This window comes from Daeguia caeni (assembly GCF_042653845.1).
Classification (GTDB): domain Bacteria; phylum Pseudomonadota; class Alphaproteobacteria; order Rhizobiales; family Rhizobiaceae; genus Brucella; species Brucella caeni.
In genome coordinates, this window is record NZ_JBHSEL010000102.1 from 1 (window position 1) to 13,369 (window position 13,369).

Here is a 13,369-nt window from a genome sequence, read left to right on the forward strand (position 1 = left end):
GCGATACTACGCCATGCTGGACGCACCAGCTATGGTCGCATAACTTAAACCAAACGGTCTCCGGCAAACCCGGGGCGGTTCACACATAAGAATTTCAGAACCATCAGGACGGCTATCATTCAGGACAGGATACGGCATAAATCTGGGGGATCTGATGCGATCAAAACTTGCCATCCATGTAGTCGGTTGTCATGCCGAAGGGGAAATCGGCGATGTCATTGTCGGCGGGGTATTGACGCCACCGGGAAAGACGATGATGGAACGTATGATCAACATGGAAGCGCATTATGATCATATACGCCAGTTTCTGATCTGCGAGCCGCGCGGTTCTGTAGCGCGTCATGTCAATCTCATCGTTCCTGCAATCAATCCGGAATGTGCGGCAGGCGCCATCATCATGGAGCCAACCGAATATGTTCCCATGTCAGGCTCAAACACCATTTGCGTTGCGACTGTGCTTCTGGAAACCGGCATGGTGCCCATGCAGGAGCCTGTGACAACATTCAAGCTGGATATGCCCGGCGGCATTATCGAGGTTATGGCAGAATGTTCAGACGGGAAATGTCGGTCGATTACTTTCAAGAACGCGCCGGCTTTTGCCGAGCGTCTGGATGCCGCGCTCGAAGTCGAAGGGCTGGGAACCATAAAAGTCGACATTGCCTATGGCGGAATGTTCTTCGCCATTGTTGAGGCAAAGTCACTCGGTTTTGAGGTCAGGCCGGATGAAGCGCGCGACCTTGCCATATTGGGTGAAAAAATCCGCAAGGCGGCGCGCGAACAATTTGATGTGGTGCATCCACAGTTTCCCAATGTGCGCGGTGTTTCCATCGTCCAGTTTGCCATGCCCTATGAAGGCAGTGGCAAGGTGACGCGCAATAGCTGCATTGTGTCACCGGGCCGATCCGACCGCAGCCCGACAGGCACGGGAACTTCCGCGCGCATGGCTGTTCTTCAGGCGCGGGGGCTGATGAAAAAGGGAGACACGCTGATCCATTCTTCCATTATTGGCTCAACCTTCACCGGCAAGATTCTGGATGTCCGGGAAGAGAATGGTTTCACGTCCATCATCCCGCAGATCACCGGCCGGGCATGGATTACCGGAAACCATACCTATCTTCTTGATCCGGAAGATCCCTATCCAACCGGATATATGCTTTCGGATACATGGGGTGTGACCCCTACACTCAAGCAATAGTCCTGTGGCGCAATCGCGATCTGCAGCAGCATCCAGCGGGAGAAAATAATCCGGGATGTTGGTGGCTGCAGCGGGTCGGCAGAGGTCATCTGGAGGGTGCGGTCATATTTTGTCGGGGCCAGAAGCAAGGCTTTGATGCTGCCGGAACTTGTGGCATAGGCTGATCCTCAGCTTTCCTTTTGTGTCGTCGCACAGCAACAATAGTAGTCGCTTACATGAACCTATCAGCCCGCAGCATTCTGGCCGATCATACCAAGGGCCCGATCCTTGCAACCAATGAGCCAATCAGTTTCTGGGGTGGAGTTGATCCTGCTACGGGCAAGATCATTGATATTTATCATCCGCTGCATGGCCAATCGATTGCCGGAATGGTTCTGATGATGCCATCGACGCGCGGTTCCTGCACAGGGTCCGGCGTATTGCTTGATCTGGCTCTGAATGGCCTTGCTCCTGCGGCGCTGATCTTTTCGCAGCCGGAGGATGTGGTAACACTTGGAGCGTTGATTGCAGCCAAGATGTTTGCGAAAACCGTGTCAGTCCTGCGCCTTGAGCCGGAGGCATGGCACAGGCTTGCAGCGGAAAAGGAAGCTGCGATATCGCCTGATGCGATAACATCCCCTAATCTCACGATCAGATTAGCCCGGATAGAGGCCGGCACGCTTGATCTATCTGAAAGGGATCAGGCCATGCTTGCGGGCCGGGATGGCGAGGTGACAAAACTTGCGATGGAAATCATCTGTGCCATGGCTTCCAATCAGGGCGCGACGCGACTGATTGATGTGGTTCAGGCGCATATTGATGGCTGTATTTACGCAAGCCGGGCAAATCTGATCTTTGCTGAAAAAATGGCAGATATGGGCGCTCGCGTCCGTGTGCCGACCACCATGAACGCCATTTCCGTCGATCGCGAGAACTGGCAGGAGCAAGGGGTTCCGGCAAATTTTGGGGCACCGGCAGCAAGGCTTGCTGATGCCTATGTGCGCATGGGATGCCGCAATACCTTTACCTGCTCGCCCTATCTGCTTGAAACTTCACCCGTTCAGGGCGACATGATTGCCTGGGCTGAAAGCAATGCGGTGATCTATGCCAATTCAGTGCTTGGCGCACGTACGGCAAAGCATCCGGATTTTCTTGATCTTTGTATTGCGATTACAGGGCGCGCGCCCCTGGCTGGCGTCTATCTCGAAGAGAACAGGAAGGCGCAGCGCATTATCCATATTGATGCGCCTGAAGGGATTGATGACGCATTCTGGCCATTGATCGGCTATCTTGCCGGCAAAGTCTCGCCGGATCGCATTCCGTTATTACGGGGGCTCGATAAGGTTCTGCCCAGTTCGGAAAACATGAAGGCGCTTTGTGCTGCTTTCGGCACGACGTCTGCCGCCCCGATGCTGCATGTTGAGGGGGTAACGCCTGAAGCCCATCTTGTTTTGCCAGATGCAGATGACGTGCATATTGCCGTGTCGCAAATGGCGGATGGCTGGCGTCTATTGAACGAAGGGCCCGAAACGATCGATCTTGTCGCCATTGGCAGCCCTCATGCTTCACTGGAAGAGTGCCGATCCTTTGCCAATGCCCTGAATGGCAAAAAGGTTGCCGTGACGACGATCATCACGGCAGGGCGTGCAATCACCGCTGCAGCGAAGGCGGATGGAACACTGCAACGGCTGGAGGCATCAGGTGTGAAGGTCATACCGGATTTGTGCTGGTGCTCGATTTCAGAACCTGTCTTTCCGGTTGCTGCCAGAACATTGATGACGAATTCAGGCAAATATGCCCATTATGGGCCCGGTCTGTCAGGCCGGGCAGTGCGTTTTGGCAGTATTGCAGATTGTGCAGCGGCGGCAACCACCGGCATTGCCGCACGTCATTTGCCACAATGGTTGCAAGTCTGATCCACTTCGGGCACCTGTTTGGTGGCTGGAGATGGTTGCCTAAATTGAGCAGTTATTGATGTGTCAGGTTTCGGAATTTGTGTCCAGCTTGGGTGTCATGGCCTCGAACATGGGTAAGGCTGCGGCGCCAAGCGCTGCGGTAAACTGGCCTGTCTGGCCGCGGATGACGCGCGGCAGGGCCCGGACGCGCCGGCTGGCGATGGAGATTGGCAGCCTTCCCATATGTCCTATCAGGTCATCAATGATGGCATCGGGCAGCATGCCACCCAAGATAATTGTCTCGGGATCAAGAATGTTTTCGATCATCGCGATCATCGGTGCCAGATAAGCGGCAGCTTCATCGAGCCACTCAAGCAATATTGGGTGACGTTGTTGATGGAGTTTTTCAATTGTCTCAAACTCTGTTGCCTCAATGCCGGCAGCAGCCAGTTTTTCGCGCAGGGCATAAACAGAGGCATAGGTTTCAAGACAACCATGCTGCCCGCAGGCGCACTGTCGTCCGCCGGGCCTGACGACAATATGGCCGACTTCACCGGCATTGCCGAAAGCACCGCGATAGGGTACGCTATCCTGGATTATGCCAAGCCCAATGCCTGCACCAAAATACATCATGGCAAAATTGGAAATGGCGCGGCCGGAACCAAACAGGCGTTCGCCAACCGCGGCAGCATTGGCGTCGTTTTCCACCAGTACGGTTTCACCGCAGGCTTCGCTCAAGACGGCGGCCGCATCAATCCCTGACCAGCCGGGAAGGGTGGTTGGACCAACCGAACTCATGCCTTCAATATCGAAAGGCCCCGGCATGACGACACCGATGCCAAGCAGGCGGGAGGGGAAGGATCTTTTCACCGCATCTACTTCATGACGCAATTGCAGGGAGAGTTTTTCAGGCGAGACATCCTTGATGGGGCGAATATGCTGCACACGCGGTGTGCCGGCGAGATCCAGCACAGTTGTCACCATATGCGTCGAGCCCATTTCGACACCGATTGTCATGGCGCCGTCCGGATTGACGGCAAACTGGATCGGCGGTTGGCCACGGCCTGTTTTAAGCCGCCCAAGTTGCATCAGAAAATTTTCTGCCACTAGCTCGTCAACAATATTGGCAATCGCCTGTGCAGTCAGATGTGTCAGACGGGCAATATGCATCCTGCCAAGCGGGCCATGTCGGCGAATGACATCAAGCACGACACGGCGATTATGGTCGCGAATGCGTTCAGGGTTCTTGCCAAGGGTAACCGCAAGCGCTGCATCTTTTGCAGTTGCAGCATGCATGGCTGGTCTTCCGCTTGATTGTTCGTCTTCCAGTTGCGCCGCCATAGCTCCTCCTGACCCTTGTATTAGATAAGGCGAATGGCTTTTGACAGCAATAAATTAATTCAAGTAAATTATCTTATTGACAATTTTTTGAATCCGTTCAACGTAGAGTCAAGGCAGCATGTGCTGTCCACCCGATAATTTTGGTTTGGGGAAACGAGCGCTGCGAACGATGGCAGGAGTGCATTGTTGTTTCGACGCGCCGTTGCAATCGCTTGGTCCCGCATTTGAGAGCGTCGGCGGGCATGAGGGAGGTTTATGAAATGCGAAAACTCTTATTGGCAGGTCTGGTAGCAGGTCTCAGTGCAATCGCAATCAATGCTGCGCAGGCTGTCGAAATTGAATATTGGCAGTATCTGTTTGATACGCGCGTCAAGGCGATGGACAAGCTGATCGAGAATTTCGAGAAGGCTAATCCGGACATCAAGGTCAAGCATGTCACGTTCCCGTATGATGACTATCAGACGCGCGTCATTGCTGCAAAAATGGCTGGCAAGAGCCCTGACGTCATGCAGCTTTTCTATGGCTGGCTCGACAAGTTCGTGGCTGGCGGAATTCTCCAGCCTCTGCCGCAGGACACCTTCCCGCATGACAAGATCGAAAGTGAATTCTTCCCGATCGTCACGGCCATGAAGCGCGGCGATGAATATTATGGCTTGCCGACGGCTGTCCGTTCGCTGGCGCTGTTCTACAACAAAAAACTGTTCGAGGAAGCAGGTCTTGACCCGAACAATCCGCCAAAGACGCTTGATGAACTGGTCGAAGTTGCCAAGAAGACGACCAAGCGCGACGACGCCGGCAATCTGATTTCCGAAGGCATCACGCTCGACATGCCGGGACAGGATCAGCATTGGTGGCGTGAAGTGCTCGTGCGCCAGTTCGGTGGGCAGCCTTACACGGATGATGACCGCAAGGTAGCTTATAACGATGAAGCCGGTGAAAAGGCGCTTGCCTTCTATACCGGCCTGCAGACCGATCAGAAGGTCGGTGAAGTCAAGTTCATGGATGAAGGCCAGGCCGCTTTCCGTTCTGGCAAGGCCGCAATGACCATTGACGGCACGTTCCGCCTCGGATCCTTCCGCACGATCAAGGATTTCGACTGGGGTGTCACGGAGCTTCCGGCCAGTGCCGACGGTGTCCGCTCCAACTATGCAAGTTATTTTGCAAACGGCATCAGCTCCACGACGAGTGGCGAGAAGCTGGAAGCCGCCAAGAAGTTCCTCGACTACATCTCTTCTCCTGAAGCAATGGAAATCTGGTTGAAGGAAGTTGGCGAGCTGCCGGCACGCCGTTCGGCTGCACTGACGGAAGCCAATCTGGCTGATCCGATCTACGGTCCGTTCCTGAAGGGTCTTGAATACGCCCATACCACCAAGTTCGTTGACGAACTCAAGCAGCGCCAGATCGTGGTCGATATGGCAAACCGCGTCATTCTGGAAAACCAGCCTGTCAAGGAATCGCTGGAGCAGGCCGCGAAGGCTGAACAGGCTATTCTCGACGCAGCCAAGTAACTGACATTGATACGTGATGGCGGCGGGGCATGGCCTCGCCGCTCTTCTCACGGCGAGACGGGGATCGTAGCCGAAGGATCTTGCACATGATAATGACGGCTGAAACAGGTAGACGTTTGACGAATGGGCCTTCGGGCAAGCGCTTCGCAGATCGTCTTTCCATGCGTACCAGGCGCCTGATCTGGGTATGGAGCTTTCTGGCGCTTCCGATCCTTTTCTATTCGATCATTCGTTTTTATCCGACCATAGAGGCATTCTGGCTGTCCCTGACCGATTGGGATCTGATGAATCCGCCCACCTTCATCGGTCTGGCGAACTATCAGAAACTCTTTACCGATCCGGAATTCTGGAAAGTTTTCAGGAATACTTTCACCTATCTTCTGATTGGCACGCCGATCAGTCTCGTGCTCGCCTTTACGATCGCCTATTTCCTCGATCGTGTGCGCTTCATGCATGGCTTTATCCGCGCTCTCTATTTCCTGCCCTATCTTACCACGGCAGCGGCAATGGCGTGGGTCTGGCGTTGGTTCTATCAGCCTGCGCCGATCGGGGCCATCAATAATATTCTGAGCACGCTGGGGCTGCCGCAACAAGGTTTTCTGCGCTCGGTTGATCAGGCGCTTTATTCAATCATGGTAACCGCGATCTGGGCTGGCCTTGGCTTTCAGATCATCATCTTCATGGCGGGCTTGCGCGCCATCCCAAACACTTTTTACGAAGCTGCACGCATTGACGGGCTTGGAGAATGGGCAATCCTGCGCAAGATCACCATCCCATTGCTGAAACCCACCACGGTCTTCCTCGTCGTGTTCTCATCGATCGGCTTCCTGCGTATTTTCGACCAGGTCTATAACATGACCACACTCGATCCTGGCGGACCGCTCGGATCCACGAAACCTCTGGTTCTGATGATCTATCAGACCGCCTTCTCTTCTTACGCAATGGGCTATGCGGCGGCGCAAACCGTCGTTCTGTTCACGATCCTGCTTTACGTTTCTCTGTTCCAGCTCTGGATCTTGAGGGAAAAGAAATGACCGCCACTGCTCAAACCAAACCACTTCCCTTCCAGAATTTGCGGCCCGGTCGTATCATAAGCTGGACTCTGCTGTTCATCGGCGGTCTGATCATGATCACGCCGCTGTTATTCATGTTCTCGACTTCACTCAAGACGGCCGGGCAGGTTTACGACCTGCGTCTCATCCCTGCCGAGCCGACGCTGCAGAACTATATTACAATTCTTGCTGACGGCCGCTTTGTCCGTTGGTTCTTCAACTCCATGCTCGTTGCAGTCGTGGTCACGCTGTCGAATGTCTTCTTCGACAGTCTGGTCGGTTATACACTGGCCAAATTCGAATTCCGTGGCCGCCATTTCATCTTCCTCGCCATTTTGTCGACGCTGATGATCCCGACCGAAATGCTGGTGATCCCGTGGTATCTGATGTCCAGCAAGCTCGGCTGGCTCGACAGTTACTGGGGCATCATGTTCCCTGGCATGATGACAGCCTTTGGCACCTTCCTGATGAAGCAGTTCTTCGAAGGCGTTCCCAACGATTTCCTGGAAGCTGCACGTGTTGATGGTCTCAATGAATTCCAGATCTGGTGGAAAGTGGCTATGCCGCTTGTCACGCCTGCGCTGTCGGCGCTTGCCATCTTTACTTTCCTTGGTAACTGGACAGCATTCTTCTGGCCGCTGATCGTGGTCACGAGCCCGGATCTATACACTTTGCCGGTTGGGCTTTCGAGCTTTGCCGTTGAGGCGTCGATCCAGTGGGAAATGATCATGACGGGTGCTGCGATCGCCACCATTCCCACCCTCGTCGTGTTTCTTCTCCTCCAGCGCTACATCGTGCGCGGTGTCATGCTTGCTGGCCTTAAAGGGTGAACCATGTCCGTTAATGATCCTCGCCAATCCGACACCAGTGTCTTCCCCGACCCGGTCTATCGGGAAACCGTGCTGCGCCCGCTTTTTGACGGTGCCAAGACACATCATGTCGATGGTTTTCGCCGGATTGATCGTGCCCATCTCGTCATGCTGACCGAGACTGGCATTCTCGACCTGAAACAGGCTGCAATGATTGCCGGCGCGCTGGAAGCGATCGACAGGGAAATTGATCCATCGACGCTCACCTATACGGGTGAAGTGGAGGATTATTTTTTTCTGATCGAAAAAGAACTGAAAGCGCGCATCGGTGCAGATATTGCAGGTCGCCTGCACACGGCGCGCTCGCGCAATGATATCGACCATACGTTGTTCAAGCTTGGCCTCAAGCAGCGCATCGATACACTCATGGCGCAGGCGCGCAATCTGCTGGATAGCATGATTGCTGCCGCCGAGCGCGAAAAGACAACGCTCATCGTAGCTTACACCCATGGCCAGCCTGCGCAGCCAACAACCTTCGGCCATTATCTTTCAGCGGCGATTGAAGTTCTCTTGCGCGATATGGAAAGGCTGGAGGCCGCTCGCGCGATTGTCAATCTCTCGCCGATGGGGGCTGCGGCCATCACGACATCGGGCTTTCCGATTGACCGTGACCGGGTTGCGAAGCTTTTGGGTTTTGCCGCTCCCCTGCCGAATTCCTATAGCTGCATCGCCGCGGTCGATTACATCACATCGACTTATTCCGCGATTGAGCTGATGTTCCTGCACCTTGGACGTCTCATCCAGGATTTCCAGTTCTGGACGAGTTTTGAAGTCGGCCAGATCTATGTCCCCAATGCCTTGGTGCAGATTTCATCCATCATGCCGCAGAAGCGCAATCCGGTGCCAGTTGAACATATGCGTCATCTGGCAAGCCAGACCATGGGACGTGCGCGCACTGTGCTTGATGTCATGCACAATACGCCATTCACCGATATGAATGACAGCGAGGGCGAAACGCAGCAGATGGGCTATGAGGCCTTTGCGTCGGCTGGCCGCGTGCTCAATCTTCTTGCCGCCTTCATTGCGGTAATACGAATCGACAGCAAGCGTGTTGCGGAAAATATCCGCCGCTCCTGCATCACCATAACGGAACTGGCTGACTCATTGGTGCGCATTGAAAACCTGTCATTCCGGCAGGCACATGAAATCGCAAGCAAGGTCGCGCGCGCGGTTGTTGCTGAAAATGGCGGGCTGGAACAGGACGGTTATGAGCCTTTCCTGGCAGCTTTCCGGGAACTGGCAGGCCGCGAACCTGCAATCAGCCACGAAAAATTTGCGGAACTGGTCTCGCCTGAACATTTTGTCGCTGTTCGTGATCGTCTGGGCGGGCCGGCATCAAAGGCAATGGACGCTGCACTTTCCGCCTATAAGGCAAAATCCGATCACTTCAAGATGCTGGCCGCCGAGCATGAGGCCAGTGAACAAAAGGCGGCGAACGAACTGAACGAAAAATTCAATGCACTTGTGGAGGCACGCTGATGGCAACGATCGAACTCGAAAAGCTGGTCAAGCGCTATGGCAAAGTCGAGGCGGTACGGGCCATCGACCTCCAGATCAAGGATGGTGAATTTGTTGTTTTTGTTGGTCCTTCGGGCTGCGGCAAGTCCACGACCCTGCGCATGATCGCAGGGCTTGAGGATATTTCGGATGGCTATCTGAAGATCGGCGGTGAAGTCGTCAACGAACGTGATCCAAAACAGCGCAATATCGCAATGGTGTTCCAGAATTATGCGATCTATCCGCATATGACAGTGCGCCAGAATATTGGCTTTGGTCTCTATACCTCGAAACTGTCGAAGGAAGAAAAGAACAAGCGCATTGAGGAAACTGCAAAGGCACTTGGGCTGGAACCTTATCTCGACCGTCGTCCGGCTGCCCTTTCTGGCGGTCAGCGTCAGCGCGTTGCGATTGGTCGCGCCATGGTGCGCAACCCTTCAGCTTTCCTGTTCGACGAGCCGCTCTCCAACCTCGATGCGCAGCTTCGCTCTCAGATGCGCATTGAGATCAAGCGTCTGCATCAGCGCCTGAAAACCACAACCGTTTATGTCACGCATGATCAGGTTGAAGCCATGACCATGGCTGACCGGATTGTCGTCATGCGTGATGGCCGTATTCTGCAGACCGGCACGCCGACGGAACTCTATGAAAACCCGACCGATGTTTTCACCGCGCGCTTCATCGGTAGCCCATCGATGAATCTGATCAAGGGCCGTCGTAATGGAACGGGTGTGGATATCACCCCCGATGGCGATATTCTGGTCGGTGTCCGTCCGCATGATCTGAAAGTGACGGAACCGATAGAGGAGGGGCTGTCGCTCACAGGCATGGTTACGGCCGTAGAGCCGCTAGGATCTGAAACGCTTGTTCATCTCGATATCAACGGTACATCGGTGATCGCCACGGCGCTTGGAAAAATCATTCCGCCCACGGGCGTCGAACTGACCGTTTCCGCGCCTGCGGGTAGCCTTTATCTGTTTGATGCCAAGACCGAGAAGAGCCTGGGAAGACTATGATGCCTGCACATTTCAAGCGCCCGGCCGTTCTTTGTCTCGGGCGGATTTATTGCGATCTGATATTCACCGGCCTGCCATCCTTGCCACAGTTGGGGCGTGAGGTTTTTGCCGAGGATATTCGGATGGCTGCCGGAGGAGGGGCTTTCATCTCCGCGGCGCATCTTGCTCATGCTGGTCGGGCCGTGGCTCTGGTTGCGCGGCTCGGCTTTGACAGCCTGTCGCGCGGACTGGAACCGGAACTGAAGATTAATGGTATAGACCTGCGGTTTCTTGAGCGTGCTGATGATGCTGGCCCGCAGGTAACCGTGGCAAGTGTCATTGGCAATGATCGCGCCTTCCTGTCGCGCCGGGCAGGCACTGCGCGTCCATCAACGCTAGAAGAAGCCTTGCAGTGGAAAGAAGCTGGTCATCTGCACATTGCCGAATTTGCCACATTGCATGAGATTCCGGGATTGGTGCAGCAGGCCAAGGCGGCCGGGTTTTCCGTCTCGCTTGATCCAAGCTGGGACGAAACGCTGATCTATGATCCGGGCTTCCTGTCGGCCTGTCAGGATGTCGATATTTTTCTGCCCAATTTCGAGGAAGCGCGCGCCATTACAGGTTTTGACGATCCAATGAAGGCGCTTGATGTGTTGGCGCGGCATTTTCCTGTCGTAGCCCTCAAGGGAGGCGGCGAAGGCGCATGGCTACGCACCAGTGCGGTTGACATTCACATGGCCGCCAATGACGTGCCGGTGGTTGATACAACCGGCGCAGGCGATGCGTTCAATGCGGGTTTCATCCATGCATGGCTGGATGGTCACGATGCGCACAAGGCGCTGGAATCCGGCATCGAATTCGGTAGCCTTGCCGTTCAGGCAGCCGGTGGCGCCTTCATGTTGCGTGCTCAGGATCAAGCTGACTGACCTCACGTTGACAACCCGATCACGATGCGGATGACGCATTGAGACAAGGGCTGGCTTGGCACGTGTTGTCATAGCAAAACAAACATGGCCACCCAATATGCCGGCATGAATGCAGGAGACAATGTCTTCTGCTTCCTGCAGGCGAATTACGAGGGCAGATCCTTGCGGCATGGGCAGATTGCTGCCAGTTTTCAGCCGTATGATAAAGGGTGTCATAGCTGTTCCAGCCACAGAGTGCGTCACACTCATGTCAGCGCTCAACGGCCAGCAGTGTTCGGCGCAGATGAAAATATACGGTAACAATCAATATTTTGGCGCAGGCCTTTCATGCGCGGTGTCCCTACAAATTCAAGGGCAAGGCGTAATGGCACACATCACCTGCTTCTAACGCGTTGCGGTCCACATATTCGCATCAAACTCTATTCAGGAATGGGATGGGCTTGGCATTGTTGATCAATTTTATATTATATTAAACAAGTATAAACTTGCTGATTGGTGTAGTTTTATTAAATTATTTGTTGTTTCTTACAATAATCACAGCTTATACAATGTTGTGATTTCATAGGGCTTGACTGTCGTGAACAAAGACTGGAAAGTTCGTATAAATATTATCGAAGAGTACGCCCATCATGGCCCCAAAAACTGGTCAAAATGGACGATAGTATAATTGATCTGACAGCTATTCGATAGTTTGAGGGTGTCTTCGTTATGAAGGGGCTTGTCTGTTCGACAACACTTTGTGAACAGTATCGACCGATTATCGGTGTGTTTCTGACCGGAACCAACGCAGTCGATATTTTTGCCGCTTCCGTTGAAGCCATCAAAGCATATGACTTTTTCGTTTATGTTCCATCAATTGACGACAGATCCCGCTCCACATTTCGCCGCCTAGGCGTGCGGTTTTCTACGGAATTGTCCTTCGCTATTTTGAATGCGCCGCAGATGGCTGCGGCTCTGACATTCGGCTGTTTACCGCATCCTGCTCATGAGAGTGTGCTTATATTGACTGCACTGATGCAAGAACTGGGTATTCCAGTTCTTGATGTTCAGCATGGGCTTTTTCAGTGGGGCATCAATTTTACGGATGATAGTCTGGAGCAGGGTTTTTCCAATGCGACCGGGATCAGCATGCCAGTCACCACAGTCGCCGACAAACAGCTTAGATGGCATGGAGAAAATGAAATTGGTTATCCACGCTACAAGCCAAATCGTCCGCCTGCGAAAAACGAAATGATGTCTTCAATCCTGGTGGCAACCAATTCAAACTGGCACATATACGCTGAGGAAGAACGCCAGAATTTGTTATGCCTTTTGAGACAGCTTTTTACCGCTCGGACACATGTAAATTTCATCTGGAAACCGCATCCGGCCGAATTGTCTGGTTTTTCAATGTTACGCCAATTAGTCGATGAAATTAAGGCAGCGCCAGAGACGTATAGTAATGTCGAAATCGTTGGAGAGGCAGATAATAATCTGTATTCGCTGACTGAGTTGGTTGCCAGTTGTCGCGCAGGGATTGCCACAGTCGGAACGTCCATTCTGGATTTTGAAATGCTGGGTAAACCCTGCGCGATTTTTGATTGTTCTGCGGTCGCTGCGCTGAATGCCAGCCTCATACATGGGGATATGTTTCATGATTTGCCCCAGTTACTAAACTGGCTCGATAATCTTGATGAGAATACGAAGCCACCTGTGACCGGCTATTTGCACCCCTTTGATCAGGATTGCCTCATCAGGCACATTGATACAGCGATCGCAGAAAGTCTGCCCAGGCGTATTCCCAGGCAACAGACCTTGCCAATTCTCATGCGATATAAAAAAATGGCTTGTTGATCTCACACTGACTTCAAAACAGGATCTGCTTTGCAGAGAGCAAAATGGCCCTGCATCATGGCGGCGATAGAAGGCATATTGGAAGTACAGACATCGTCAGAATGTAGCCCGGCTTGCTTGTGTTGTCAGTAATGTGCATAGAAATTTTTCAACTTTTGCGAAAGGTAAGACTTCTATTTCTTAAAAAAGTATTCCTCTTAGAGCCCGACTCAAAATTTCATTTTTGCGATACGCCTCGTCATTCGCCTGATTGAGGAGATGAGCATCCAAGCTTGTGAC

10 protein-coding genes are annotated in these 13,369 nt (G+C 53.3%); 9 read left to right on the plus strand and 1 reads right to left on the minus strand.

The features are described from left to right. Positions 1–154: 154 nt before the first annotated feature. Positions 155–1,195, plus strand: a complete 1,041-nt coding sequence (locus tag ACFO1V_RS10280) for a proline racemase family protein (RefSeq protein WP_374834371.1) — start codon at positions 155–157, stop codon at positions 1,193–1,195. A 215-nt stretch (positions 1,196–1,410) separates the two neighbouring features. Further along, positions 1,411–3,090, plus strand: a complete 1,680-nt coding sequence (lhpI, locus tag ACFO1V_RS10285; protein ID WP_374834373.1) for a cis-3-hydroxy-L-proline dehydratase — start codon at positions 1,411–1,413, stop codon at positions 3,088–3,090. 63 nt (positions 3,091–3,153) lie between these two features. Here the strand turns inward: lhpI and ACFO1V_RS10290 are convergent, their stop codons facing one another. Continuing rightward, positions 3,154–4,365, minus strand: a complete 1,212-nt coding sequence (locus ACFO1V_RS10290) for an ROK family protein (RefSeq protein ID WP_374834389.1) — start codon at positions 4,363–4,365, stop codon at positions 3,154–3,156. Between the two features lie 305 nt (positions 4,366–4,670). Between ACFO1V_RS10290 and ACFO1V_RS10295 the strand changes: the two genes are divergently transcribed. From ACFO1V_RS10295 to ACFO1V_RS10325, 7 genes are all read left to right on the plus strand, one after another. Beyond that, positions 4,671–5,918 (plus strand): extracellular solute-binding protein, encoded by a 1,248-nt coding sequence (locus ACFO1V_RS10295; RefSeq protein ID WP_374834375.1) that lies wholly within the window; start codon positions 4,671–4,673, stop codon positions 5,916–5,918. Between the two features lie 161 nt (positions 5,919–6,079). After that, complete coding sequence (locus tag ACFO1V_RS10300; RefSeq protein ID WP_374834377.1) at positions 6,080–6,952, plus strand: carbohydrate ABC transporter permease; 873 nt, start codon at positions 6,080–6,082, stop codon at positions 6,950–6,952. Next, positions 6,949–7,800, plus strand: a complete 852-nt coding sequence (locus tag ACFO1V_RS10305; protein WP_374834379.1) for a carbohydrate ABC transporter permease — start codon at positions 6,949–6,951, stop codon at positions 7,798–7,800. The genes ACFO1V_RS10300 and ACFO1V_RS10305 overlap by 4 nt, the downstream gene beginning before the upstream one ends. A 3-nt stretch (positions 7,801–7,803) precedes the next feature. Next, on the plus strand, positions 7,804–9,318 hold the full coding sequence (argH, locus tag ACFO1V_RS10310) for an argininosuccinate lyase (RefSeq protein ID WP_374834381.1): 1,515 nt from the start codon (positions 7,804–7,806) through the stop codon (positions 9,316–9,318). Further along, positions 9,318–10,352: an ABC transporter ATP-binding protein gene (locus ACFO1V_RS10315; protein ID WP_374834383.1), complete on the plus strand. Its 1,035-nt coding sequence runs from the start codon at positions 9,318–9,320 to the stop codon at positions 10,350–10,352. Before argH ends, ACFO1V_RS10315 begins: the two co-directional genes overlap by 1 nt. Further along, positions 10,349–11,257 (plus strand): carbohydrate kinase family protein, encoded by a 909-nt coding sequence (locus ACFO1V_RS10320; RefSeq protein WP_374834385.1) that lies wholly within the window; start codon positions 10,349–10,351, stop codon positions 11,255–11,257. Before ACFO1V_RS10315 ends, ACFO1V_RS10320 begins: the two co-directional genes overlap by 4 nt. A 708-nt stretch (positions 11,258–11,965) precedes the next feature. Then, positions 11,966–13,090 (plus strand): hypothetical protein, encoded by a 1,125-nt coding sequence (locus tag ACFO1V_RS10325; RefSeq protein ID WP_374834387.1) that lies wholly within the window; start codon positions 11,966–11,968, stop codon positions 13,088–13,090. Positions 13,091–13,369: the final 279 nt, after the last annotated feature.

What these genes read in the sequence shown, in the direction of transcription:
- ACFO1V_RS10280 (WP_374834371.1), top strand. Translation starts at nt 155, where the DNA reads ATGCGATCAAAACTTGCCATCCATGTAGTCGGTTGTCATGCCGAAGGG.
- lhpI (WP_374834373.1), top strand. Translation starts at nt 1,411, where the DNA reads ATGAACCTATCAGCCCGCAGCATTCTGGCCGATCATACCAAGGGCCCG.
- ACFO1V_RS10290 (WP_374834389.1), bottom strand. Translation starts at nt 4,365, where the DNA reads ATGCATGCTGCAACTGCAAAAGATGCAGCGCTTGCGGTTACCCTTGGC.
- ACFO1V_RS10295 (WP_374834375.1), top strand. Translation starts at nt 4,671, where the DNA reads ATGCGAAAACTCTTATTGGCAGGTCTGGTAGCAGGTCTCAGTGCAATC.
- ACFO1V_RS10300 (WP_374834377.1), top strand. Translation starts at nt 6,080, where the DNA reads ATGCGTACCAGGCGCCTGATCTGGGTATGGAGCTTTCTGGCGCTTCCG.
- ACFO1V_RS10305 (WP_374834379.1), top strand. Translation starts at nt 6,949, where the DNA reads ATGACCGCCACTGCTCAAACCAAACCACTTCCCTTCCAGAATTTGCGG.
- argH (WP_374834381.1), top strand. Translation starts at nt 7,804, where the DNA reads ATGTCCGTTAATGATCCTCGCCAATCCGACACCAGTGTCTTCCCCGAC.
- ACFO1V_RS10315 (WP_374834383.1), top strand. Translation starts at nt 9,318, where the DNA reads ATGGCAACGATCGAACTCGAAAAGCTGGTCAAGCGCTATGGCAAAGTC.
- ACFO1V_RS10320 (WP_374834385.1), top strand. Translation starts at nt 10,349, where the DNA reads ATGATGCCTGCACATTTCAAGCGCCCGGCCGTTCTTTGTCTCGGGCGG.
- ACFO1V_RS10325 (WP_374834387.1), top strand. Translation starts at nt 11,966, where the DNA reads ATGAAGGGGCTTGTCTGTTCGACAACACTTTGTGAACAGTATCGACCG.